Origin of the sequence: Brenneria sp. g21c3, assembly GCF_040240345.1 — a bacterium.
In the GTDB taxonomy this organism is placed as follows: Bacteria; Pseudomonadota; Gammaproteobacteria; order Enterobacterales; family Enterobacteriaceae; genus Brenneria.
Genome location: NZ_JBEIAB010000021.1, coordinates 48,581 through 74,613, shown reverse-complemented (window position 1 = coordinate 74,613; position 26,033 = coordinate 48,581). Strand labels below are relative to the sequence as shown.

Sequence of the window (26,033 nt, the reverse complement as noted above, 5' to 3'; positions counted from 1 at the left end):
AATCCACGCCGGAAATGCACCGAACAAGATCTGCGCGTATTGCGGCGCAGGTCACCGTAATAGCTTAGAAAACAAACGGAAAATGGCAAAAAGGCCGTTCGCTTTTGTGAGGCCGCACAACAAATACGCCCCGTTTTAGCGCGACAGCGGCGGCTAACGTCTCCTGCGCCGATGATACCGCCCGAACGACCCCGCCAACCGCCATTGCCGCAGAGGCGGGAACAATACGTAAGCGGGTCGTTATGCGCCTAGTCGGATCGCTCAAGATAGCCAATGACTATCACAACATTAATCTTATTCGATTTTATCTATAACCGGACAAACTATAAGATGAATCACCGTTAATCGGACGATCGCCCGAACAAGCAAGCGCCCCCTTGAAGCGTGTCGATCATGAAAGCATCGCGGCAGGCCGTTTACCGCACGCGAGGGCCGCAACAGGCAGTGCGGGAGGACCGGCCTGCGACACAGGCAGCAACGTCAACAAGAACATTGTCGTGCTCAGCATCAGAAACCCGGCAGCCCGACAAGACCGGATAGCTAATTACGCAAAAACAGAGGAAAGGGATATTATGTCAACTGAAGCGAAATGCCCGTTCGGACACGGCGCCGCCGGCAAAGACACATCGGCCGCCGGCACCACCAACCGCGACTGGTGGCCGAATCAACTGCACGTCGATCTGCTGAGCCAGCACTCATCGCGATCGAATCCGCTGGATCCGGCCTTCAACTACCGTGAAGCCTTCAAAAAGCTGGATTATCAGGCGCTGAAAAACGACCTGCGCAAGCTGATGACCGACTCGCAAGATTGGTGGCCCGCTGACTTCGGCCACTACGGCCCGCAGTTCATTCGCATGGCGTGGCACAGCGCCGGCACCTACCGCGCCGCGGACGGACGCGGCGGCGGCGGACGCGGGCAGCAGCGTTTCGCGCCGCTGAACGCCTGGCCGGACAACGTCAACATCGACAAATCCCGTCGCCTGCTGTGGCCGATCAAGCAAAAATACGGCCAGGCGATCTCCTGGGCCGACCTGTTTATTCTGACCGGCAACGTCGCGCTGGAGACCATGGGATTCCGCACCTTCGGTTTCGGCGGCGGCCGTGAAGACACCTGGGAGCCGGATCAGGACGTCAACTGGGGTTCCGAAAACTCGTGGCTTGCCCACCGGCCGGCCGATAAACTGGATGAGAAACTCGGCGCCACCGAGATGGGCCTGATTTACGTCAATCCGGAAGGTCCAAACTCCAGCGGCGATGCGATTGCCGCCGCTCACGCTATCCGCGTAACTTTCGCACGCATGGGGATGAACGACGAAGAAACCGTGGCGCTGATCGCCGGCGGCCATACCTTCGGCAAAACCCACGGCGCGGCGCCCGAATCTCACAAAGGCGCGGATCCTGAAGCGGCCGGTCTGGAAGCGCAAGGCCTCGGCTGGGCGAGCGATTACGGCACCGGACACGGCAACGACGCCATCGGCAGCGGCCTGGAAGTCATCTGGACGCAGACGCCGGCGCAGTGGAGCAACTATTTCTTCGAAAACTTATTCAAATATGAATGGGTCCAGACCCGCAGCCCGGCCGGCCTGATCCAATGGGAAGCTCAGGACGCCGAAGCGATCATTCCCGACCCGCACGATCCGGCGAAAAAGCGTAAGCCGACCATGCTGACGACCGATCTGTCGCTGCGCGTTGATCCGATCTACGAGAAAATCTCGCGTCGATTCCTGGAAGATCCGCAATCTTTCGCCGAGGCGTTCGCCCGCGCCTGGTTCAAGCTGACCCACCGCGACATGGGGCCGCGCTCGCGCTATCTCGGTCCGGAAGTTCCCGGCGAAGAGCTGATTTGGCAGGATCCGCTGCCTGCCGTCAATCATTCTCTGATTGACGAAGCGGACGCCGCGACGCTCAAGGCCAGAGCGCTGGAGTCGGGTCTGACCCTGTCCGAGCTGGTCGGTACCGCCTGGGCCTCGGCCTCCACCTTCCGCGGCGGCGACAAGCGCGGCGGCGCCAACGGCGCACGCATACGTCTGGCGCCGCAGAAGGACTGGGAGGTCAACCAGCCGGAAAAACTGGCCAGAGTGCTGAGTACGTTGGAAGCCATCCAGCGCAACTTCAATCAGGAAGCGAGCGACGGTAAACAGGTCTCGCTGGCGGATCTGATCGTGCTGGCGGGCAACGCCGGCATCGAACAGGCGGCGCAGGCGGCAGGCTATGCGGTAACGGTGCCGTTCGCGCCCGGCCGCACCGATGCCTCGCAGGAACAGACGGACATTGATTCCTTCGCCAAACTTGAGCCGGCCGCGGACGGTTTCCGCAACTACGAGGCGGCCGGACTGGCGACGCCCGCCGAGGCGGCGCTGATCGATAAGGCCCAGTTGCTGACGCTGACCGCGCCCGAGCTGACCGTGCTGATTGGCGGCCTGCGTGCGATCAACATCAACGCCGACGGCTCCGACAACGGTATCTTTACTCATCGCCCCGGCACGCTGACCAACGATTTCTTCGTCAACCTGCTGGATATGAGCACCACGTGGCAAGCCGTTTCGCCGGGCGCAAACCGCTATGAAGGACGCGATCGCCACAGCGGAGAAGTGAAATGGAACGCGACGCGCGCCGATCTGGTGTTCGGTTCCAACGCCCAGTTGCGCGCCCTGGCGGAAGTGTATGCCAGCGCGGATGCTCAGGCGAAGTTCGTACAGGACTTTGTCGCCGCCTGGCACAAAGTGATGAACCTGGATCGCTTTGATCTGGCGTAATCACGCAGGCCGCAACGCGTAGTTCCCCCCGACCGGTGCAACACACCGGTCGGTTTTTCTTTCCGTCCAATCCGCTTTGTCTATCCCGCGTCGGTTGGCCCGGCATAAAAAAACGCCCTGATAATCACATTATCAGGGCGCCTGTTCAGAACGCGTTTGCTGCGTCTCTCTCTCAGCGCATGGTGACAAACTCTTCCGCGGAGGTGGGGTGGATAGCCACCGTGTTGTCGAAGTCCTTTTTGGTCGCGCCCATCTTCAGCGCCACCGCAAAACCTTGCAGCATCTCATCCATACCCAGGCCAATACCGTGGATGCCGACAATCTTCTCTTCTTTGCCGACGCACACCAGCTTCATGCGGCACGGCTGGCGATGCTGGGTTACGGCGGTGTACATGGCGGTAAAGGAAGAGGTGTACACCTTCACTTTATCGTCGCCGTACTGTTCGCGCGCCTGCGGTTCGGTCAGCCCGACGGTGCCGATCGGCGGATGGCTGAATACCACGGTCGGAATGTTGCTGTAATCCAGGTGCTCATCAGGTTTGTTATTAAACAGACGCTCCGACAAACGGCGGCCGGCGGCGACGGCGACCGGAGTCAGCTCTACCGCGCCGGTATTGTCGCCCACGGCGTAAATGCCCGGCACGCTGGTATTCTGGAAGCGATCGACCTGGATATAGCCTTTTTCATCCAGCGCGACATCGACCGCGCTCAGGTTGAGGTTATCCGTCGCCGGCTCGCGGCCGATGGCCCAAATCAGGCAATCGACGGTTTGTTCGCTGCCGTTTTCCAGTTGCAGCGTCAGGCTGCCGTCGGCATTTTTCACCACGGTTTGAGGAATCGAGCCGGTATGCAGCGTCGGCCCCTCGCTGTTCATCACCTCGACCAGCGTCTCGACAATCAGCGGGTCGAAACTGCGCAGCGGCGACTGTTTACGCACAAACAGGTGCGTTTCCGATCCCAGCGCGTTCACCACGCCGGCAAGTTCAACCGCGATATAGCCGGCGCCGACGACGGCGACGCGCTGCGGCAGCGCATCCAGCTCAAAGAATCCGTCGGAGTCGATGCCGTATTCGGCGCCGGGTACATCCGGGCGCGTCGGACGGCCGCCGGTGGCGATCAGAATATGGTCGGCGGTGATTTTTTCGCCGTTTACCTCGACGGTATGGGCATCGACAAAGCGGGCGAATCCCTGAATCACGTCCACCTTGTTTTTACCCAGCACGTTATCGTAAGACTGGTGAATACGGTCAATATAGGCGCTGCGATTTTTGATCAGCGTCCCCCAGTCAAACCGGTTAACCGTGGTATCAAAGCCGTAATCCGGGCCGTACTGATGGATCGCCTCGGCGATCTGCGCCGCATGCCACATCACCTTTTTCGGTACGCAGCCTACGTTCACACAGGTCCCGCCCAGATATTTGGCTTCAATCAACGCGCATTTCTTGCCGTACATGGCCGCACGGTTAATGGAGGCAATGCCGCCGCTGCCGCCGCCAATGGCGAGATAGTCATAATGTTTAGTCATTGAGAGATCCAGCTTGTGTGAATAAAAAGTTATATAGAGTGTAATGCCAGATATCTTATTCCGGCAAAGATCGCAGCCTGATTGTAGTCCGAAACGCAAAGCGCCTTGCGACGATTTTTGAAATCAATGAAATAGGCGAGGCCGCCTTACGGGGCCTCGCGCAACGTCAAACGCCTGTCAGCACGGTCTCAAACAGCAGGCGATCCAACGCGGCATTGATGCGTTCGTCCTTCGCCGTTTGCGATGTCACTGCCGCGCTCTCCAGCGATCGCGCGATAAACGCATGGAGATGCGGTTGCCGCGCCACCGTATCCGTTTCTACCGCGCCGCGTTTTATTTTCAGCAGCGCACCAACCTCCTCCAGCAGCGCAGAGTCCGTGACCATCGCGTTAAGCAGAACCTCGAACTGCATGGGCGGCGCTCCCTTTCCCTGTGCAATCCACTGCACCGCCAGCAGCGATCGCAGCACGTAAAAATACTTTTTCAGCCGCACGCGCTCATCCTGCAAATAGGTGCGAAAGTTTTTGCCCGCGATGGAGAGGTAATGATGACTCGCCTTGAGCGCGGAAAAGCAGCCGGGGAGCAACTGTCGCAGCCGATCTGTGGCGACATCCTCCTGCCGGTAGACCACCGGCGAATCCAACCACTCGATAAGGGTAGGATTACCCCGCTTCAATAGCGCCAACGCCTTGCGCAATTCCCAACCGCACACGTCCAGCTCCGCCGTCAGCGGACATTCGATCACGTCACGCTGCGGTTCAACCCGCAGATACCATTCCGGCGGATGAACGTAGATGAATCGGACATCATAATCACTGTCCGGCGATGCGAATCCCCAGCCGCGGCTGCCGGATTCACAGGCGTACAGGATGCGGACATCGAACGTCCGCTCCACCTCGTCGAGCGCCTTGTTTATCTGATGCGTCATCATTTCGCTGACGCCCTGAGATGCCAATGTCATATCCCTATCCTCCCGTTCGAAACGCCGCCGCCGCCCCGCGGCGGACTACGCGCCCTTTAAATTCACCAATCCGTTCAACACCTGATCCAACCCGCCGTACACGGAAATTTTATCGATGCGTTCCGCCACGCGCTCCAGCGTTTCAAGCTCTTTCAAGCGCAGCGCGACCGGGTTGTTTTCCATCACCTTGGCGGTATTCAGCAGGGAACGCGTCGCCGACGTTTCTTCCCGGCGTCGTATCACGTTGGCCTGCGCCGCCTTTTCCGCTTCCACCACCTGAGACAGGATGGTTTTCATATCGCCCGGCAGCACGATGTCCTTCACGCCCAGAGAAACCACGTCGATGCCGTAACCCGCCATTTTTTCACGGACCTGCGCGTTGACCCGTTCGTCGATGATTTGCTTGTTTTCCAGCAGTTCATCCAGCGTGCGGGTTCCCACGGCTTCACGCAATGCGAACTGTAGCTCGCGGTACAACGTATCCACCGGTTTCGTTAACTGACCGAACGCCGTCAAAACGTCGCTGTAGCGCCAGTTGGCCACCAGATTCAGCCGCAGGTTGACCTTATCGCGCGTCAAAATCTCCTGTCCGCTCACTTCCAGCGCCTGCTGACGAGTGTCCACCATCTCCACCTCGACGCTATGATTAAAACGCCAGTAGCCGCTTACGCCCGGCGGCAGCAGTTCTTGCGCCGCCCCATCGACCTTCAAGAGGCCCAGATGCCAGGCCGGCACCTGCGCCAGCAAGACGCCGGCATGCCCAATCACGTGTCGCTGGCGCAGCGTCGGCTGCAACAACGCGGACACGAGCGCGTCCGGCACCCGGATGTCGTCGGTTTTCACCAGTTCGACGCGCTGATGCTCATCCTTACGCCAGTAAAGCCGGCGCGTGGCGGGCGGCAGGATTTCCTGTAGCACATCATGATCATAGCGAAGCCCGATCGCCTCTTCCGGCAACACCACATCCAGACAAAACTGCTTTACCCACTCCGGATGGTACTGGCGCAGGTAGTCGTCCAGAGGCGCCGGCACTTCAGAACCATCCAGAGACACGACGTCGATTTTCTGTCGATTAAACCAGCGGGGAATACGGTGTCGACCCGCTTCCAATACCCGCAGGTAATCGCCGTCTTTGCTCACTAAACCCAACTGACCTTTACGAATTGTTATGGACTTAAACATGAATCTCTTTCTCCTGATGAGCCCTCCGGCACACGGGGAGACGGACGTCGGGGCGAAGCCGCAGGGGGAAAGCTCAGGGTTCCTGATGGAACGAATCAGCCTTCTGCCTGCCGCCCGGCGCGTCGGTCGGTCTTCCCGTGAGGCAACCGTCGACTTCCCGGTTGCGGGAGGGTTATTTTTTTCATTATCAATATTGAGGTGCGATATTCGGGATTCGAACCCGAGTTAACCATTTATCGAGTCGGCTACGGCCGGCGGAACATCCACAGGAAAGCGGCGCGAAGCCGCTCCTTGGATGCCGGCGTGGCGCTGAACCACTGCAAAACCAGCGTGTAGACGAGAGAGGTATTGCCAGAAGCGTGCCAACAGGAAGGAATTCGCCGAAAAAATGATAACATGCTGATAATTATCATTTTTTAATTTATTGCGCTAATACCATGCTATTCTGACCTGCACGAATAGATTATTCTTATAGATAAGAATTTATAAATAAGGATAAACATGAAGCGCAGAGTGGTGATCGGCACGCTAGGCACCGTCCTGGATAAACGCGGTAAACGGGCCAACCGCTTGAATAAATGGCGGCCGACCGTCGCACTGTGCCAACAGCCCGATTTGCCGGTGGACCGGCTGGAACTCATGTATCCGCCGCGCCACATCGGTCTGGCGGAACAGGTTCAGGCGGACATCGCCGAGCTGTCGCCCGCAACCGAAGTGCGTTTGCATGCCGTCGATTTGCTAGACGCCTGGGATTTTGAGGAGGTCTACACCGCGTACCTCGACTTCGCCGCCCGCTATCCGTTCGACACCGAGAACGAAGAGTATCTGGTGCATATCACCACCGGCACCCACGTGGCGCAGATCTGTTGGTTTCTGCTGACGGAGGCGCGCTACCTGCCGGCCTGCCTGTTGCAGACCAGTCCGGCTTCCCATGAAGGCACGCCTTCCCCGGCCGGCGTCTATTCGATTATCGATCTGGATCTCAGCCGTTACGCGACGCTGACGAGCCGCTTTCAACGGGAGCAGCAGGCTTCGGCTTCGTTTTTGAAAGCGGGCATTGAGACGCGCAACGCGGCGTACAACGCGTTGATCGACCAAATCGAGCGCGTCGCGCTGCGTTCTTCCGCGCCGTTGTTGCTCACCGGCCCGACCGGCGCGGGAAAATCCTTTCTGGCGCGGCGCATCTACGAATTAAAAGCCGCTCGCCATCAGGTTTCCGGGCGCTTCGTCGCCGTCAACTGCGCGACGCTGCGAGGAGACAATGCGATGTCGACGCTCTTCGGACACGCGCGGGGCGCTTTTACCGGCGCACAGCAGGCGCGAACCGGACTGCTGAGGGAAGCGGACGGCGGCATACTGTTTCTGGATGAAATCGGCGAACTGGGTCTGGATGAGCAGGCCATGCTGCTGAAAGCGATTGAAGAAAAAACCTTCTTTCCCTTCGGTTCGGATAAGGAAGTCAGCAGCGATTTTCAACTGATCGCCGGTACGCATCGCGATATGCCGAGCTGGGTCGCGACCGGCCGTTTTCGTGACGATCTCTATGCCCGCATCAATATGTGGACCTTTCCCCTCCCCGGCTTGGCGGAGCGGCGTGAAGATATCGAGCCGAATATCGACTTTGAGCTACAACGCTTTGCGCAGACGCAGCAGCTGCAAGTCCGCTTCGACCGCGAAGCGCGCCAGCGATTTGTGGGATTCGCCTGCTCGCCGCAGGCTCCGTGGCGCGGCAATTTCCGAGAATTGAGCGCCAGCGTGGTCAGAATGGCGACATTGGCCGAAAACGGCCGTATTACCCCCGCGCTGGTCGACGAAGAAATCTCGCGCCTGCGGCGGCAGTGGACGCCCGGCGACGCCGAGCGCGCGCCACTGCCGGAGAGCGTCGGCGAATGCGATCTGTTCGACCGTCTCCAGTTGGAAAGCGTGCTGAGCGTGTGCCGTCAGGCCAGCAGCCTGTCGGAAGCGGGCCGCCGGCTATTCGCCGTCTCCCGCCAGCAGAAAAAAAACCCGAACGACGCCGACCGGCTGCGCAAGTATCTGGCGCGGTTCGATTTATGCTGGGAAGACGTCAAGCAAAGTTAATTGATCGGAGCGTTTCACCATGGAACTGATATTTTTAGGCACCAGCGCGGGCATCCCGACGAAAGGGCGCAACGTAACCAGCCTGGCGCTGAACCTGCAAGACTCGCGCTCCGCCTTCTGGCTGTTCGACTGCGGAGAAGGCACGCAGCATCAGATGCTGCATACGCGTTTAAGCGCCGGCAAGATCGAGAAAATTTTCATCACGCATCTACACGGCGATCATCTGTTTGGACTGCCCGGCCTGCTGTGCTCCCGCTCGATGGTCGGTTGTCAGACGCCGCTGACGCTCTACGGCCCCGCCGGGCTGAAAACCTTTATCGACAATGCGCTGAGCCTGAGCGGCTCTTATCTCACCTATCCCCTGGAAGTGGTCGAGATCATATCCGGCGCGGTCTGTGAAGACGAGCGCCGCGTAGTGACGGCTTATCCGATGTCGCACACGCTGACCTGCGTCGGCTATCGCATCGAAGAGCGGCCTAAACCCGGCGCGCTGGACGTCGCGCGGCTAACCCAAGAGGGCATTCGCTCCGGCCCCTGGTTTCAGCAATTGAAGCGAGGCGAATCCGTCACGCTGGAGGACGGGCGTACCTTAAACGGCGCCGATTACCTCGGGCCGTCCACGCCGGGCCGATCGCTCGCGATATTCGGCGATACCCGCCCGTCGGAAGCCGGACGCTTGCTGGCCGCCGGGGTGGATGTGATGGTACACGAAGCGACGATGGAGGCCAATATGGCCGAGAGCGCCAACAAGCGCGGCCATTCCACGACGGAGCAGGCGGCGACGCTGGCTCGGGAAGCCGGTGCGGGGCGTTTGATCATCACCCACATCAGCGCGCGATACGGTCAGGAAGACAGCGAACGGCTGTTGGCGGAGTGCCGGGCGATTTTCCCGGCCACGGAAATAGCCGCCGACCTGACGACGTTCCGGGTTTAATGCCCTGCGCCGCAGGGCGGTTAGTCCGCCGAATTATTCCGGCACGATCTGTTCAACGCTGATGTGTCCGGTGCCGGCCGGCGACAGCGCCTTGTGCAGCCAGGGCAGCACGTTTTCCATTTGCGCTTTCAGCTTCCACGGCGGATTAATCACAATCATTCCGGAAGCCGTCATGCCGTGCCGATCGCTGTCCGGCAGCACCGCCAGCTCAATTTGCAGGATATTGCGGATGCCGGTTGCCTCCAGATCTTTCAGCAGCCGTTTAATCTGCTGACGCAGCACCACCGGATACCACAGGGCGAACACCCCGGTGGCGAAACGCCGATGACCTTCCTGAATACCTTTAACCACCGCCTGGTAATCCGTTTTCAGTTCATACGGCGGGTCGATTAGCACAAAACCGCGACGCGACAGCGGCGGCAGCTGCGACTTCAGCTGCTGGTAGCCATCTTCGCGTAAGACTTTAGCGCGCGCATCTTTCTGAAATTCATTGCGCAACAGCGGAAAATCGCTCGGATGCAGCTCCGTCAGATGAATTTTATCCTGCTCGCGCAGCAGCTGGCGGGCAATCAGCGGAGAACCGGGGTAATAGCGCAACTGACCATTATGGTTATAGGTGCGAACCGCCTGCATGTAAGGGGCAAGCTCGTCGGGGATATCGTCGCGCTGCCAGATTTTAGCGATGCCGTCCAGATATTCGCCGGTGCGCTCCGCATGCTCGCCGCTTAATTGATAGCGTCCGGCGCCCGCGTGGGTATCCAGATACAGGAAGGGTTTTTCTTTTTCTTTCAGCGCGGTGATGATCAGGCTCTGAACGGTGTGTTTCACTACATCGGCATGATTGCCGGCGTGAAAACTATGGCGGTAACTTAGCATAGCGACTCTTGCTTTCCGGTGAGATATCTTATGAGAAAAATCAGTTAATGCTTTTTTATTCCCCCATGTCGGCCCGCAGCGACCTCAACGCGCCAGAAAACACAGTAAACAGGAAAGAAAAGCCATAGCGCACAGTATAAACGGTCTGTCGGGAAAAATATCCTCACAATACGGCCTCGGCGCCATACCGATGGAGAACCACCGGCTTCAATATGATTTTTATTACTTTTATTTTAAACATCGCCGCTTTTAACCTATAGAAAGCTATCGATATTCACCAACATGAAGTACGATTTTCCGCCACAAGTGATGAAATGGGACATTAACTGACATGGAACCTGAAAATGAGCGTTGGTTACTGGCGCTTTCCGCGCCGATGGTTGCGCTTAATATCCAATGTACCGCCAATTACCGCGATCATTCGTTTTATCCGCCAGGAACGGATGCTGAGATTAACAGTTCCTGGGGAATCGATACCCGTGAGGCGTTGATCGCCATGATCAACAGAATGACCGATGACGGTCATGCGGAGCATCTGGCGTACCATTATTTTCTGTGGCACCACGTATCACTGGCGGAGTGGCAGGATTACTGCGCTCATCAACCGCCGGAGCAGCAGGCGGTGATGACGCTGGTCGGCGAAACGGCGGCGCTGTGCGGCGAAGGCGGCATACGCGCCTGGGATCTGGGGAGAATGAGCTTTCTGAGCCGGATTGGCGTGTTAAACGGATGGTTGAACGAAACGGAAAGCCTGTGGATCCATACCCGATTGGCCGACCGCGCCCGCTACTACTACCGCAGTTGGCAGAATTATTTCGCCGCGTTTTTCGTTGGCCGCACCTACTGGCTCGCCTCGGATGAAGACGATCCGACGCTGCAACGTTATGCCTATAGCCATTACACCCAGACGTCTAACTACATCAACCAAATCGGCTCGCTCTACACCCATCCCGACAGTCCGGTGCATGACCTCGACTGGGATATGGATATCTTACAAATAGACAAACCTGAGTCGCTATCGGGAGCAGAAATATAATGGACACCCAGTGCTGGCAGTTGTTAGGCATTGAGCCAACGCAAGACCTGGACATTATTCGTCAGGCTTATCGGCAAACGGTGCCGAAATTCCACCCGGAAACCGATCCTGAGGGCTTCAAACGGCTGCGTCAGGCCTACGATACCGCCTGTAAACTGGCGCAAACGCCGCCGGAAGAGCACGCGAAAGACGAAGCCGTCTCCCCGCAAGCCGATAGTGAATTAACGCCGCTACAGGTCGCCTTCGACCAACTGCTGAGCAATCCGGCGCAGCGGTGCGTCGCGCAATATTGGCAGCATTATATTCATTTGCTGAACCAGCACGATGTCGACGTGATTGATCGTCTCCGCTGGCCCATGCTGCAACGTCTTTATCAGGAGCCCGGCCTGTCAAACCGCTGCGCCCGGATACTGGCCGATCGTATGCGCTGGCAACAGCGTCTGGACGAACTGTCCGAGGCCCCAACGGAGGAGATCAGAGACTTTCTGGATTCGCTTGAGCAAGACGACCTGTTCGATTTTTCACTTTTATCGCACCTTAGTCTGCCGGCGCAGTTGCAAACGATTTTCTACTTTCAGCAGGGCAACGGTCTGTTCTGGAACCGTCCGCGGTTTATGCTGAAAGCCCACCTGCGCAGCGCCACAACCATTTACTGGCCCGATACCCCGGACTTGATGCGCCGCTTAGCCCGCTGGCACAGCCATGCGGAAGAGCCCTGCGCCCAGTTGCGGGATTACTGCCTGCAACAGATGGCGGAAAACCCGGAAGACGATGACTGGCTGTATCTTGCCGCCCGCCACTGTTCCCTGTGCAGCGACGAGCGACAGGCCTTGACGCTTTGGCTCAGGCTGTATCAGCGTAACGGTCATGCGCAAGCCGAACAGTGGCTGCTGAGCTGGTGCGCCCGCTATCAGAACGATCTGCTGCCCTTGCTGATTCAGTCGTTCAACCCTACGCCGGCACCGGATCTGGCGGGTCTGCCGATTGATGCGCCGCAACAACGCTTCTTTATCGCGCAACAGAATACGCAAATGATGACGCGTTGGGGGCAGGCGCTACAGCAGTCGCCGAACCCGCAGGCGCAAGACTATATATTGTGGAAGCTGGGCAGGCAGGATGTATTGCCCATTTACCGCCACCTGTTGCAAAACGACGGCGCCGACATTCCCCAGACGCTCTACTGGCATGCCTGCATGCTGACGCTGGGCGATGAGCGCCTGTTGCAGGACATCCTCGATCAACCGCTGCCGGAAGACCCGCTGCACGCGCTGATTCTCCAGGGGTTGCAGGCGCAGGCGGCGCAGCGGCTGTCCTGGCTGGCGTCATCGGCGATTATTCAGTCGTTTACCCAATGGCTGACCGATGCGGCATCCCCGCTGCCCGAAGCGTTCACCGAGGTAAATTCCGCCAGTTGGCATCAGGCTCAGGTCTGGCTGCGGCAATTTCGCGCCTTGCCGCCGACCAGCCTGCGGAAACTTTATAACGGCGAATTGCCGCAGCAGCGGATTGAACCGATAAAAGATTGTCTGGCCGATCTGCTGCCGGAGGTGGAGATTGATCTTGCCGAGGCCGGAGAAAATATCAGCGCCCGGGATGCGTTGCGGCTGGCCATCCTCTTGATCATCATGCTCAACGATCCGCAGGATGACATCATCGCCGCCGCCAGATCGGCGCTGCCCCAGTCTGCGCCCGCCCACCCGGCCTATTCGCTCGTTAAGCTATTCGATGAGACGGACAATCAGCAGGAAGGGCCTGTCACGACGTTGACGCAACGATTGACGCTGAGCGATCCGTTGCATTACCACTGTTGGCTGAAGCTGCCGGTGTCGCCGGAAGAATATATCGATAATCAGGAAAGCACCCTTTTTTCCACCGCCGCCGGTTTCTACCGTGAAAACCGGCGCTGGCCGGCAACGCTGGCGCAATCCCCGGTTATTTATCAGCTTTTCTTCCATGCCCTTTACGCATTTCTGGACGAAGGAAAATCAGCCGAACAGCATCGCCGCCACCTGGAACAACTGGAGGTCAAAACCGAACTGGAGGAGCAAATCAGAAATGCGCTGCTTGCCGGGCCGTCACGCAACTTTCCAGCGCTGTTAAAACAGCTTTCCGGGGATAAAAAGGCCAGGCAAACAGGCGACATCCTCCACCGTATGTCTATGCGGGACGACGCGTTACCGATTAATAGCGACCAGACGTTTTTGCTGGCATGCGTCAACGATCCGCATGAAGATATCGCCCTGCGGCTGATAGCCAGAATCTTGCTGCAACTGACTGAACAACGGGAAAGCGGGTTTAGGGATACGTCGGCCAAAGCGAGTCACGCATGGCAGTTCTGGCGCATCGACACCCGCCTCAATCGCCGCGGATATCTGCTTCAGGCCGGGCTGGGCAGCATGCTTATCAGCCACGCAGGCTCCTGGCTCCCCCTGGACACCCCCTTTCACCTCTTTATGACGTCATTGCTGATAATCTGCAATATGTTTATCGCAACAAGTCGGCGATTTAATGATATGGGGATGGCCTCGCCGCGAACGGGGGCGTTCGTGGCGATGCTGTTGCCGATATTTCTCTTGCTCCCGCTACTCTCGCCCGGTTCGAAGCAGTGGAATAAATATGGCCCGCCGCAATCGCAGGCGCGCGACGCATCCTGAGCCGCCCGATAAAGCGGTACAGCCCTGTGCCGCTTTATCGAATTACCGTTTTATTTCATCCAGGCTTTGCTCAATGCGCCGCCGCGTCTCTTCAATCGCCGGCGTATTCTGTTGCGCCAGCCGCTGCTCGAACTCACGTAGCCAGGCGCCGACCAGCGCGCGCTCATCCGTCCGGGACTGCGCCCAGGCCTTCTCCAGCCGAGCCAGTAAACTGCGGTTGATCAGATTATCTCTGGGGTGAATTTTCAACGCCTTTAATCGCTGACGGCTGGTCTGCTGTTGCTGCTGACTTAATCCCGTCGGACTGCGGTCAATCACCTTGGTGAAGGTGTCTCCGCTATCCGGCAAATTAACATCCACTTCAAGCAGTCCGTTGATGTCATAACTAAAGCGAACATCGATAGACTGGTGATACGCCTGTGGTTTTATCGACATATCGAATTCATCGATAAAAACGTTATTGGCGACATAGGGGCTTTCCCCCTGATAGATGGCGATGCGGATGTTATCCTGACCGGGCGAAGACGTGGAGAAGGTCTCTATCCGCGAGGTAGGCACGACGGTATTGCGCTCTAATATCGGCGAAAAAAGGCCGTCCTGCGTATCGTTTGCCGTTCTGATGCCTAACGTATACGGACAGACATCGGTCAGGATCACTTCCTCGATATCCTGTTCACGCAACCGACAGGCGGCCTGCACCGCAGCGCCCTGCGCCACCACCGTGTCGGCATCCAGATGTTGATACGGCAGCTTGCCGAAAAGCCTGGCGACCAGCTTCTGAATAACGGTCATTTTCGACGCGCCCCCCACCAGCACAACGTGATCCAGTTGTTCGGGCTTCAGGCGCGCATCATGCAACGCTTGTTCAATCGGCGCGCGTATTCGGTTCAGCAACGGCACCCAGGCCGTTTCTATCGTTGGCTCATCCGAAACCATAGGCCAGCCTTGTTCTTGCCAGTGCCAATCCATCTTGTGTTCGGTGAAAGGATAACCCGGCCGGCATTTCAGGGCTTCGGCATGACTATACAAGCCGGCCAGATCCTCAGCCGGAATCGCTTGCTCATCCAGTTTCCACTGATGCAAACAGGCTTTCACTATCGCCTGCGTGAAATCCTCGCCGCCGAGATAATTATCCCCCGCCGAACTATGCACTTCGATCAGTGGAAAGGCGTATTCCAGCACCGTGACGTCAAAGGTTCCGCCGCCCAGATCGAACACCAGCGTCCGCCCCAGCTCCTGCGTATGCAGGCCATAGGCCATCGCGGCGGCGGTCGGTTCATTAATCAGTCGCACCGCGTTCAACTCCGCCAGTTCCGCCGCAAAACGCGTCTGCTTTCGCTGCTCATCGCTGAAATAAGCGGGAACCGAGATCACCACATCCTTAATGGCGCAGCCAAGAAAACTTTCGGCATCCGCCTTAAGCGACTTTAACACCATGGCTGAAAGCTCGGTGGGCGAAAAGGTTTGATCGCCGAGTCTGAAGGTCTTTTGACTGCCCATATAGCGTTTGAACAGCGACGCCGACAGGTGTGGATGCGTGGTCAGGCGGGAAACCGCAGGTCTGCCGACCAGTATGCTGCCGTCGTCGTCGACGCTGATCGCTGACGGCGTGGCATGCTCACCCAGCGCATTCGGGATCAGCTGGGCTTTCCCGTTCTGCCAGACGCAAATCAGGCTATTGGTCGTTCCCAGATCGATGCCAATCGCCAGAGAAGGATGCGAGGGATGAGTCATGCGGCTATTCCTTTGTTATTCCATTAAACCGATGTGCGGGAGATACGACGACGACCGGGCGTTGGGGCAACATCAATTTCAACCCGCCATAGCGATAGCCGACAGTATAAACATAACCGCCTGACGCGGAAAAGGATCCCGGTGTTTTCATCGGTGCGGACGCGCGTTTGACGCGGCGTCGGATTGAGATTGGGCAAATAGCAGGCGGGAAACGGAGAAGGCGCTCATCGCCGCCTTCTCCGCAGAGCGATTAGCGGGTCAACCCCACACTTGGTCGGCGATCGCTTTCACCAATGCGATTTTCGCCCATTGCTGTTCTTCCGTCAGGATGTTGCCCTCTTCCGTGGAGGCAAAGCCGCATTGGGTGCTGAGGCACAACCGTTGCAGAGGAATATAGCGGGTCGCTTCATTGATGCGGTCGATCACCGCCTGCTTATCTTCCAGTTCGCCGAACTTCGAGGAGATCAGCCCCAGCACCACCTGTTTGTCGCCGGAAACCTGCGCCAGCGGCGAGAAATCGCCGGCGCGTTCGGTATCGAATTCCAGATAGTAGGCTGAAACATTTTCACGGGCGAACAGGACATCGGCCACCGGCTGATAGCCGCCGCTGGCGGCCCAGGATGAGTGGTAATTGCCGCGGCAAACGTGGGTGGTCAGCGCCAGATCCGCCGGCGCGCCTTCAATCGCGGCGTTGTTCACTTTCAGATACAGCTCGGCCAGCGCGCCGACCTTGCCGTTCTTCGGCGCTGCGCCATGGGAATGGCCGCAACCGCAGCCGTCGTCGGTGGATTTCGGCGTATCCGCCGCGCCCGCGCCGGCAAATTTCGGATCGACCAGCATGCCCCAGGTGCAGTCATCCAACTGAAGATTGCGGCAACCGGCGGCATAAATTTCTTTGATGAACGTCTGATACGCGCCGGCGATATCCGCAACCAGTTCGTCTTCCGTCGGGTAAATTTCGCGGGTCTGCGCCATATTGTCCGGACGTTGAAGTTCTGCCAGAAATTGCGCCGGCGAGGGAACCGTCATGCGGGGTACGATACCCGGTTCGGCAAACTGGAGCAGGAATTTGAAATGTTCGACAAAAGCATGGTTCTCGCCGGAAATTTTGCCGCTCAGACGGGCGGTTTCCGCGCGCGTCTCTTTATCCGCAAACACGTATCCTTTGGAGATGGCGGTTTTTTCAACGCCGTTCAGCGCCCACATAAAGTCCAGATGCCACCAGCTGCGACGAAATTCCCCGTCGGTAATAACCTGTAATCCGGCGCGTTTTTGCTTTTCAACCAGCTCGGTAATCGCTTTGTCTTCAACGCTTTTAAGCTGTTCGGCGGACAGTTCGCCTTTGCTGAACTGAGCGCGCGCGTCATGAAGATACTGCGGACGCAGGTAGCTGCCGACAACGTCGGCGCGAAAAGGAGGAGTCTGTTGTTGTGTGGCCATATTGATTCAGTCTCTATTTTTCATTTTAAAATTAAGATGATGCAAAGAGACTACCACGTAACATTTCGCGGCTGAGCTGAAAACTCTTCACCCTGCCAGGCAAACTTGAAATTTTTTCATGATGGCGGATAAGCGATCGTCGGGTCGGACAGGGCTTCAACAGCAGAGCGCGGGAATGAATTGACGCCGATCGCGCCCGCCGCCATTGATTTTAACCATCGTTGACCTCATCTTAATAAGCAATCAGCTATTTATCAGCCTTGTCGATCCCATAACATCAGGACTGCGCTATGACGAATCCATTACTGTCCCCCTTTACCCTGCCCCCTTTCTCCAAGATTAAAACAGAAGATATTGTCCCGGCGGTCAAAGCCGCGCTGGAAACCTGCCGTGAGACCGTAGCGCGCGTGGTGGCGCAACCCGGCCCTTTTACCTGGGATAACCTTTGCCAGCCGCTGGCCGACAGCGACGATCGCCTCGGCCGCATCTTTTCGCCGATCGGCCACCTGAATGCGGTGAAAAACAGCCCGGAGCTACGCGCCGCTTACGAACAATGCCTGCCGCTGCTGTCTGAATACAGCACCTGGGTCGGCCAGCATGCCGGACTGTATCAGGCGTACCGTAGCCTGAAAGACGGCGAGCACTACGCCGAGCTGAGCGTGGCGCAGAAGAAAGCCGTCGATAACGCGCTGCGTGATTTTGAACTGTCCGGCATCGGCCTGCCGCCTGAAAAACAGAAACGTTATGGCGAAATCGCCGCGCGCCTGTCCGAACTGGGTTCGTTGTTCAGCAATAATGTGCTGGACGCCACCATGGGCTGGAGCAAGCTGATAACCAACGTCGCCGAACTGGATGGCCTGCCGGAAAGCGCGCTGGCCGCCGCCAAAGCGCAGGCGGAAGCCAAAGAACAGGACGGCTGGCTGCTGACGCTGGATATCCCCAGCTATCTCCCGGTGATGACCTACTGCGCCAACCAGGCGCTGCGCGAGGAAATGTACCGCGCCTACGCCACCCGCGCGTCCGATCAGGGGCCGAACGCCGGCAAATGGGACAATAGCGACATCATGGCGGAAGAGTTGGCGCTGCGCCACGAACTGGCGCAACTGCTCGGCTTCGACAGCTATGCGCATAAATCGCTGGCCACCAAAATGGCGGAAAATCCCCGGCAGGTTATCGACTTCCTGTCCGATCTGGCCAAACGCGCGCGTCCCCAGGCGGAAGAAGAGCTGGCGCAGCTGCGCGCCTTCGCCAAAGAACATTACGGCGTCGAGGATTTACAACCGTGGGATATCACCTACTACAGCGAACAGCAGAAGCAGCATCTTTACGCCATCAGCGATGAGCAGCTACGGCCTTATTTCCCGGAACAGCGGGTGGTCGAAGGGCTGTTCGAAGTGGTTAAGCGCATTTACGGCATTAGCGCCAAAGAGCGCAAAGACGTAGACGTCTGGCACCCGGAAGTCCGTTTCTTCGATCTGTTTGACGAAAGCGGCGAACTGCGCGGCAGCTTCTATCTCGATCTCTACGCCCGCGAACACAAACGCGGCGGCGCCTGGATGGACGACTGCGTCGGTAACCTGCGCAAAGGCGACGGCTCACTGCAAAAACCGGTGGCCTACCTGACCTGTAACTTCAACCGCCCGGTCAGCGGTAAACCGGCGCTGTTCACCCACAATGAAGTCACCACGCTGTTCCATGAGTTCGGCCACGGCCTGCACCATATGCTGACCCGGATCGACGCCGCGGGCGTGGCGGGCATCAGCGGCGTGCCCTGGGACGCCGTGGAGCTGCCGAGCCAGTTTATGGAAAACTGGTGCTGGGAGCCGGAAGCGCTGGCCTTTATTTCCGGCCATTATGAAACCGGCGAGCCGCTGCCGCGGGAACTGCTGGATAAGATGCTGGCGGCGAAGAATTATCAGGCGGCGCTGTTTATCCTGCGTCAGCTCGAATTCGGGCTGTTCGATTTCCGCCTGCATGCCGAATTCGACCCCGCCAAAGGCGCGCAGATTCTGCCGACGCTGGCGGAAATCAAAGCGCAGGTCGCCGTGGTGCCAAGCCCAAGCTGGGGACGTTTCCCGCACGCGTTCAGCCATATCTTCGCCGGCGGTTACGCGGCGGGTTATTACAGCTACCTGTGGGCCGACGTACTGGCGGCGGATGCCTATTCCCGCTTCCAGGAGGAAGGCATTTTCAACCGCGAAACCGGCCAGTCGTTCCTGGATAATATTCTGTCGCGCGGCGGGTCCGAAGAGCCGATGGAACTGTTCAAACGCTTCCGTGGTCGCGAGCCGCAGTTGGATGCCATGCTGCATCACTACGGCATTAAAGGATGAATGGCAGCAAGGGATGAAAATCTGCCTACTATCCGAGGAAGGCGCCGACAGCGGCGCCTTGACTTTGCTGGCCGAACGCTGGGGGCTGGTTTGCGATCCCGGCGCCGTTATGGCGCTGGTGCTGACGCCGGAACGGCTGGAACTGCGTAAACAGGATGAACCCCGTTTGGGGGCGATCTACGTCGATTTCGTCTCAGGGCCGATGGCGCACCGTCGCCGCTTCGGCGGCGGACGCGGCGAAGCGGTCGCCAAAGCGGTCGGCATCAAAAAGGATTACCTGCCCGATGTGGTCGACGCCACGGCGGGGCTGGGGCGCGATGCGTTCGTGCTGGCGTCGCTGGGATGCCGGGTGCGCATGGTGGAACGCAATCCCGTGGTGGCGGCGCTGCTGGATGACGGATTGCGGCGCGGCTATCAGGATGCGGAGATCGGCCCGTGGCTGCGCGAGCGGCTGACGCTGCTGCACGCTTCCAGCCTGCATGCGTTAGACGATATCTCTCCGCCGCCGGACGTGGTGTATCTCGACCCGATGTTTCCCCATCGGCAAAAAAGCGCGCTGGTGAAAAAAGAGATGCGGGTGTTTCAATCACTGGTGGGAGCTGACGACGATGCCGATGAACTGCTGGCGCCCGCGCGGCGGCTGGCCAAAAAACGCGTAGTGGTGAAACGGCCGGACTACGCGCCGCCGCTGGCCGACGTGCCGGCGCAGTCCATGCTGGAAACCAAAAGCCACCGCTTCGATTTTTATCTGCCGCTGACATAACGCCCGCGGCAGAGGATTAAATTCAATCCGCGGCGCGCAGGCTCTTACCCACGTCGCCGCCCGGATGCACCGCCAGCAGATTTTCCTTATCATAGCCGCTGCGTTCCATCAGGCAGACGCAGGCGGCGTCGAATATCGCCAGTACCAGCACAATCGACGTCGTCGCCAACATATTGAGCGGATCGATCTCATTTTCCACGCCGGTGCGCACAACCAGCCTGGCGGCACGCGCAATCTCGGATTGCCGGTTTTCCGTCACGCTGATAATGCCGACGCCTTTGGCCCGCAGCGCAGGCAGCAAACGCGTCAGCTCGTCGGAGTTGCCGCCGCGCGAAATCAGGATAATCAGATCGTCCGGCCGCAGGAAACCCAAATCGCCGTGCGCGGCGTCGGTGGCGTTCAGGTAGATCGCCGGCCGCTCCACGCAGGCCAGCATATGGGCGATTTTGCGCGCCGCGATACCGGACGTCCCGACGCCGGTGACCGCAATCCGCCCGGAACACTGCGCCAGCAGCGTCAACAGTTGCTGCCAGGTGTGCGCGTCAACGCGCTGTCCGAGCTGCGCCAGCTCACGGCTATAAACGTCCCAGGCGCGGGTGGCGCGCAGCCATTCCTGCTGTTGTTCGCTCATGCGCCCTCCTGCATCAGTTGCCGGTATTTCATATGATCGTTGTACAGTTCATGGAACACGCGATATTTACGATCGTAATATTGTTTAATCTTGTTGGTCTGCGGCGTAACGGTCTTACCGATGCGGCTCATGGCGTTCATCGCCTCCGGCAGGGTGTCGAATACCCCGGCGGCCACCGTTCCCATCATCGCCCCGCCCAGCAGCATCGCCTCGCTCTCTTCCGGCAACAGCATGGCGCAGCCGGTGGCGTTCGCGTGCTCCTGCACGAACACCGGATTTTTGGTGCCGCCGCCGCTGGCCATAATAGTATCGATGCTGTAGCCGCTATGGTTCATGGTTTCGATAATATGGCGCGTGCCGAGCGCGATAGCCTGAATGGTCGCCAGATAGTACAGCGCCATATCCTCGGGCGTACGCGACAGCTTCAGCCCGGTGACGATGCCGGTCAGCGTCGGGTTGGCGCGCGGCGAACGATTGCCGTGGAAGTAAGGCAAGATATGAATATCCCGCGTCAGAAAAGCGATATCCTCCGGCTCGCCCGCCATGCGCCGCAGCAACGCATTCAAGGCTTCATAGATGGTCTGGCCGTTGGTCAGCGCCTGCGTGCGCAGCTCCGGATAACACGGATGGGACTGGATAACGTGATCGATCAAGGCGCCGGTTGCCGACTGACCGCCCTCGTTCAGCCAGTATTCGGGCAGAATGGCGGAATAATAAGGCCCCCATACGCCGCCGATAAAACGTGCGCTGCGCGACATCGCCATATGGCCGGTGGACGTGCCGCCAATCAGCGCGATACGCCGATCGAAGTTCGCCACTTCGCCGGAAACCCCCGTCGCGCCGATGGTGCCGAGCGTGCCTGCATGAGCATCGATAATCGAGACGCTGACCGCCGTCCCGGCTATCAGCCCCATTTCGCCGGCCGCGCGCTGAGTCAGACCATGCCCCAGCGGCTCGCCCATCATTTTCACCTCGCTGCCGATCTTCGCCGCGTCATGCTCCAGCACGTCTTCCAGCCCGATCTGCTGGAAATAGCTTTTATCCCAGCGCTGTTCGTGACCCAGATAAGTCCATTTGCACACCGTGGAGCACAGTGAACGAGTGGCGTCCTGCGTAGCGCGCCAGGTGAGAAAATCCGGCAGGTCGAACAGGTAGCCGGCGTTGCTCCAGGTGGTCGGCATATGCTGTTTCAGCCACAGCATTTTGGGCGTCTGCATTTCCGGCGAAATGATGCCGCCGACAAAGTCCAGCACCCGATGGCGGGTGGCGTTGATACGCTCAGCCTGGGTGATGGCGCGGTGATCCATCCAGACGATAATATTTTGCTCGCTGCGGCCGGAGGGGCTGACGGTCAGCGGCTTGCCTTCCTTATCCAGCACCACCAGCGAACAGGTGGCGTCAAACCCCAGCCCTTTCACCTGAATCGGGTTAATGTCAGCCTGGTTAACGGCATCGCGCACCGCATTGCACACCGCGCGCCAGATGTTGTCCGAGGACTGCTCCACAAAGTCCATCTTCGGCCGGTAGAGTTCTATTTCCCGACTGGCCTGCCCCACCATTCGACCATTGAGATCGAACACCCCCGCCCGCGCGCTGCCGGTTCCCACATCTACGCCAATAAAGTAACTCGCCATTATTCTTCTCCTGAAATCAGGCTTTTCGATTCTGTAATGCGATGAAAAGGATCAGCACGCCGCCCCACAGGGCCATGGTCAGATAGCTGCTGACGCCCAGCAGATTAAGACCGCTCTCCAGCATTTGCAGGACAATCAGCGCCAGCACCAGCCCGATGACGCGACCGAATCCCCCATCCGGATTAATGCCGCCCAGCACCGAAGCCAGGATGGTCACCAACAGCCAGGACTCGCCATAACCGGCCTTGGCCGAGTTAAACTTCGCCATCATCAGCAACGCCGCCGCCCACCCCAGCAGCGCCGAGAGGACATAGACCGCAATCTGCACGCGGGCGGTATTCACGCCGCTGAAGCGCGTGGCCTGCTCATTGGAGCCGACCAGATACAGGCTGCGTCCCAGAGTGGTGTGTTCCAGCAGCAGCCATAGCGCGGCCGCCACCAACAGAAACAGCAGCAGCGCCACCGGAATACCGAGAATTTCGCCGTTGCCGAGGTATTGAATGACAGGCGGGAAACCGGAAATCACCGCGCCATTGGAAAGCAGGATATTCAGGCCGGTGATCAGCGTCATGGTACCCAGCGAGGCGAGGATGGGCGAAACCCCGATCCAGGCGACCAGAATGCCGTTAAGCAGGCCGATGGCGACGGCCAACGCCAGCCCGGCCAGCAGCGCCAGCCCCAGAAAGAGCGGTTGATCCGGATGGCTGACGATAATGGCCGCCATAACCAGCGAACAGGCGTTCGCCCCGGCGATAATCGACAGATTGATACCGCCGGTGAGCATGGTGATGCCCATGCCCAGCGCTAACATCCCGAGGATCGGCAGCTGAGAGGCCATCGACTGGAAGTTGCCGACGTTAAAGAAACGCGTGCCAAGCAGCGCGGCGAACAACAGCGCCACCGCGATCAGAATCATGCCCTGTAGCTGAACGATGCGATCGCCGGGCAGCAAACGGGTGAGTTGCGACATGTTATAACTCCTTAGCCAGCTTGCGTTTTTCGTTCCAGGCGGTGGCGCTGATACTGATCAGGATAATGACGCCGCTGAATACCGTGTGCCAGTAGGAAGAAACGCTGAGTAACGTCAACCCATTCTGCAAACAGGCCAACAGCACCACGCCGAGCAGCGTACCGGTCAGCGTGCCGCGTCCGCCGGTCATGCTGGCGCCGCCGAGCACCACGGCCGCCAGCACCGTCAGTTCAAAACCGAGCAGCGCGTTCGGCGCGACCGACTGGGTAATCTGCGCCTGCACCACGGCGGCGACGCCAGCCAGCACGCCCATGTAGCCGTAGACGTAAAAATGCAGCCGCAGCAAATTCAGCCCCAGGCGCGAAGCCGCATCGCGGTTGCCGCCCATCGCGAAGATCTGGCGCCCGAGGCGGGTAAAGTTCATCAGTACGCCGGTGACGACAATCACAGCCGACAGGCACAGCAGCGGCAACGTCAGACCGTAGTCATAACCGTCGGCGGCCGTGAACGAAAACCAGTAGATGCCGTCCATAAACCAGTCCGGAAAGCCGTACAGCCAGGTGCCGTTAGTGGCGTAGACCAGCAACCCGTAAAACAGGTTAAGCGTGGCGATGGTGATAATGATCGCCGGCACCTTTAGCCAATAGACCAGTAGCCCGTTGACCAGCCCAAGCAACAAACCCACCGCGATGGCCATGGCGAACGCCAGCGCGAAATTGCCGTCGTGCTGGATAATCCAACTGGCCATCACATACTGCGCGATAGAGGTAATCGCCGGGAATGAGATATCGATGCCGCCGGCGATCAGCACCACAAACAGACCGCAGGCCAGAATGCCGAGAATGGCGTAGCTGGTGGCGACGTCGGTCAAATTACCGAGCGTCAGGAACCCGTCGGTACCCACGCTAAGGCCAATCGCCAGCATCAGAACCAGCACGCCCAGATAGAACTCATGCCGCCCGGCCAGCCGGGCAAGAAACGACTTATCCATTCACCACCTCGGCTATCTGTTGTTCGCTGCTGTCGCGGGGTGAAAACTCGGCGACCAGTTCTCCTTCGCGCATCACCAGCACCCGATGGCTGTTGTAGCAGGCTTCGGGGATCTCATCGCAGATCATCAGTACCGCCATACCCAGCCCGGCCAGATCTTTGGCGATCTGATAGATCCCCTCTTTGTTGGCGATATCCACCCCGACCGTCGGCGAATCGAGGATCAGGATTTTCGGCTGCGTCGCCACCCATTTGGCGATGGCGATGCGCTGAGCGTTGCCGCCGGACAGCGTTTTCACCGGCAGCGCGCTGTCGGACACCTTGATGTTCAAATCGCGAATCAGCCGCTCGACCAGCGCGCCGGCCTTTTGATGATCCAGCAGCCCGAACCGGGTATGCAGCTGGTCGAAGACCGTCACGATGGTATTGTCATAGATCGACTGTTCCATAATCAGCCCCTGGGTCAGACGATCCTCGGAAACGTAGCCGATGCCGTGACGCACCGCCTCGCGGTTGTTGCGCAGCCGCACCGGTTGACCCGCCACCCGGATCTCACCGCTTTGCGGCTGCGTCATGCCGAACAGGCTGAGGCACAGTTCGGTGCGCCCGGAACCCAGCAGGCCGACAATCGAGACAATCTCGCCGCCGTGCAGCGCAAGATTGATATCATGGTATTTACCGGGTCGGCTGAGGCGACGAACCTCCAGCAGCGGCGTGCTCTCCACCGCCGGACGCGCCGGCAGATGGCTGTAGTGAAAGCGCTGGCCGGTCATCAGGAACGCCAGCACCTGACTATCCAGCTCGCCGGCCAGCCAGGTGCCGACCAGTTTGCCGTCGCGCATCACGCTGATGCGGTCAGCCACTTCTATCACCTCGTCCAGACGGTGGCTGACGAATACCACACAAATGCCCGCCGCCTTCAGTTCATTGACCACGCGCAACAGGCCGTCCACCTCCTGACGCGTCAGCGAGGCCGTGGGTTCGTCCATAATCACCAGCCGCGCATCGGCCGCAATAGCGCGACAGATAGCCACCAACTGGCGATCGGCAATGGAGAGCTTCTCCACCTTCTTATCCGCATCGATGCGTACGCCGACGCGCGCCATCGCGTCCAGCGCAATCCGCCGCATCGCTTTTTTACTGACCCAGAAATGACCGCCGGGTAAATAACGGTGAATGGCGATATTTTCCGCCACCGTCAGGTTAGGAAATAACGACAGATCCTGATATATCACCTGGATGCCGTAATGGCCTGAGAGCTGTGGCGTGAGGGAATGAAATAATTTACCTTCCAGCGCGATATCGGCGCCTTTTTCAGGCTGATAAACGCCGGAAATAATTTTAATAATGGTGCTTTTGCCGCAGCCATTCTGGCCGGCAAGGCAATGTACCTCGCCTTTATTCAGCGTCAGGTTGATCTGGTCCAATGCCAGCACGCCGGGAAATTTCTTACTGATATTTTCCAGCGTGATAAATGCGGTGGATGATGTCATAACGTTAACCTGTACGAACTTATTCTTGCAGCGACTGAA

General features: G+C 58.6%; 18 protein-coding genes. 7 read left to right on the top strand and 11 right to left on the bottom strand.

Translation table 11 applies throughout. The features are described from left to right. Positions 1 to 572 precede the first annotated feature (572 nt). Positions 573 to 2,756 (top strand): catalase/peroxidase HPI, encoded by a 2,184-nt coding sequence (katG, locus tag ABRZ28_RS21360; RefSeq protein ID WP_330521484.1) that lies wholly within the window; start codon positions 573 to 575, stop codon positions 2,754 to 2,756. Between the two features lie 172 nt (positions 2,757 to 2,928). Here katG and gorA read toward each other — a convergent pair whose 3' ends face one another. The 3 genes from gorA to ABRZ28_RS21345 all read right to left on the bottom strand — a co-directional run bounded on the left by gorA (position 2,929) and on the right by ABRZ28_RS21345 (position 6,424). Next, the gene (gene gorA / locus ABRZ28_RS21355) at positions 2,929 to 4,281 is read right to left on the bottom strand and encodes a glutathione-disulfide reductase (protein ID WP_330521482.1); all 1,353 of its coding nucleotides are present in this window, start codon (positions 4,279 to 4,281) and stop codon (positions 2,929 to 2,931) included. A 166-nt stretch (positions 4,282 to 4,447) separates the two neighbouring features. Further along, positions 4,448 to 5,236 carry a nucleotidyltransferase domain-containing protein gene (locus ABRZ28_RS21350; RefSeq protein ID WP_442878738.1) on the bottom strand — a complete coding sequence of 263 codons (789 nt, stop codon included), beginning with the start codon at positions 5,234 to 5,236 and terminating at the stop codon, positions 4,448 to 4,450. Positions 5,237 to 5,287: 51 nt separating this feature from the next. Continuing rightward, entirely contained in the window at positions 5,288 to 6,424 is a 1,137-nt protein-coding gene (locus ABRZ28_RS21345) for a slipin family protein (protein WP_330521480.1), read from the bottom strand. Between the two features lie 501 nt (positions 6,425 to 6,925). Here ABRZ28_RS21345 and rtcR point away from each other — a divergent pair. Then, a complete protein-coding gene (gene rtcR / locus ABRZ28_RS21340) occupies positions 6,926 to 8,506 on the top strand; it encodes an RNA repair transcriptional activator RtcR (RefSeq protein WP_330521478.1) in 1,581 nt (526 codons plus the stop codon). Between the two features lie 19 nt (positions 8,507 to 8,525). After that, positions 8,526 to 9,440 (top strand): ribonuclease Z, encoded by a 915-nt coding sequence (gene rnz / locus ABRZ28_RS21335; protein ID WP_330521476.1) that lies wholly within the window; start codon positions 8,526 to 8,528, stop codon positions 9,438 to 9,440. 33 nt (positions 9,441 to 9,473) lie between these two features. Here rnz and ABRZ28_RS21330 read toward each other — a convergent pair whose 3' ends face one another. Beyond that, complete coding sequence (locus ABRZ28_RS21330; protein WP_319605621.1) at positions 9,474 to 10,316, bottom strand: 23S rRNA (adenine(2030)-N(6))-methyltransferase RlmJ; 843 nt, start codon at positions 10,314 to 10,316, stop codon at positions 9,474 to 9,476. A gap of 331 nt (positions 10,317 to 10,647) precedes the next feature. Between ABRZ28_RS21330 and ABRZ28_RS21325 the strand changes: the two genes are divergently transcribed. Next, the gene (locus ABRZ28_RS21325) at positions 10,648 to 11,352 is read left to right on the top strand and encodes a DUF1266 domain-containing protein (protein WP_319605620.1); all 705 of its coding nucleotides are present in this window, start codon (positions 10,648 to 10,650) and stop codon (positions 11,350 to 11,352) included. Then, positions 11,352 to 14,006: a J domain-containing protein gene (locus ABRZ28_RS21320; protein WP_330521475.1), complete on the top strand. Its 2,655-nt coding sequence runs from the start codon at positions 11,352 to 11,354 to the stop codon at positions 14,004 to 14,006. The genes ABRZ28_RS21325 and ABRZ28_RS21320 overlap by 1 nt, the downstream gene beginning before the upstream one ends. A gap of 42 nt (positions 14,007 to 14,048) precedes the next feature. Here the strand turns inward: ABRZ28_RS21320 and ABRZ28_RS21315 are convergent, their stop codons facing one another. Both ABRZ28_RS21315 and ABRZ28_RS21310 read right to left on the bottom strand, forming a co-directional pair. Continuing rightward, entirely contained in the window at positions 14,049 to 15,740 is a 1,692-nt protein-coding gene (locus ABRZ28_RS21315) for an Hsp70 family protein (protein WP_330521474.1), read from the bottom strand. A gap of 258 nt (positions 15,741 to 15,998) precedes the next feature. Continuing rightward, positions 15,999 to 17,180 (bottom strand): uroporphyrinogen decarboxylase/cobalamine-independent methonine synthase family protein, encoded by a 1,182-nt coding sequence (locus ABRZ28_RS21310; RefSeq protein ID WP_330521472.1) that lies wholly within the window; start codon positions 17,178 to 17,180, stop codon positions 15,999 to 16,001. Between the two features lie 290 nt (positions 17,181 to 17,470). Here ABRZ28_RS21310 and prlC point away from each other — a divergent pair, with 290 nt between their 5' ends. Both prlC and rsmJ read left to right on the top strand, forming a co-directional pair. Then, a complete protein-coding gene (prlC, locus tag ABRZ28_RS21305) occupies positions 17,471 to 19,513 on the top strand; it encodes an oligopeptidase A (RefSeq protein WP_330521470.1) in 2,043 nt (680 codons plus the stop codon). 13 nt (positions 19,514 to 19,526) lie between these two features. Next, positions 19,527 to 20,276, top strand: a complete 750-nt coding sequence (gene rsmJ / locus ABRZ28_RS21300; RefSeq protein ID WP_330521468.1) for a 16S rRNA (guanine(1516)-N(2))-methyltransferase RsmJ — start codon at positions 19,527 to 19,529, stop codon at positions 20,274 to 20,276. A 22-nt stretch (positions 20,277 to 20,298) separates the two neighbouring features. Here rsmJ and ABRZ28_RS21295 read toward each other — a convergent pair whose 3' ends face one another. The 5 genes from ABRZ28_RS21295 to ABRZ28_RS21275 are packed head-to-tail and all read right to left on the bottom strand — an operon-like array spanning position 20,299 to position 25,994. After that, entirely contained in the window at positions 20,299 to 20,907 is a 609-nt protein-coding gene (locus tag ABRZ28_RS21295) for a KpsF/GutQ family sugar-phosphate isomerase (protein ID WP_330521466.1), read from the bottom strand. Next, positions 20,904 to 22,541 (bottom strand): FGGY-family carbohydrate kinase, encoded by a 1,638-nt coding sequence (locus tag ABRZ28_RS21290; protein ID WP_319605607.1) that lies wholly within the window; start codon positions 22,539 to 22,541, stop codon positions 20,904 to 20,906. Before ABRZ28_RS21290 ends, ABRZ28_RS21295 begins: the two co-directional genes overlap by 4 nt. A 16-nt stretch (positions 22,542 to 22,557) precedes the next feature. Further along, entirely contained in the window at positions 22,558 to 23,511 is a 954-nt protein-coding gene (locus ABRZ28_RS21285) for an ABC transporter permease (RefSeq protein ID WP_330521465.1), read from the bottom strand. A gap of 1 nt (position 23,512) precedes the next feature. After that, positions 23,513 to 24,502, bottom strand: coding sequence for an ABC transporter permease (locus ABRZ28_RS21280; protein WP_330521464.1), 990 nt, complete (start codon positions 24,500 to 24,502; stop codon positions 23,513 to 23,515). Then, on the bottom strand, positions 24,495 to 25,994 hold the full coding sequence (locus tag ABRZ28_RS21275; RefSeq protein WP_330521462.1) for a sugar ABC transporter ATP-binding protein: 1,500 nt from the start codon (positions 25,992 to 25,994) through the stop codon (positions 24,495 to 24,497). The genes ABRZ28_RS21280 and ABRZ28_RS21275 overlap by 8 nt, the downstream gene beginning before the upstream one ends. Positions 25,995 to 26,033 lie beyond the last annotated feature (39 nt).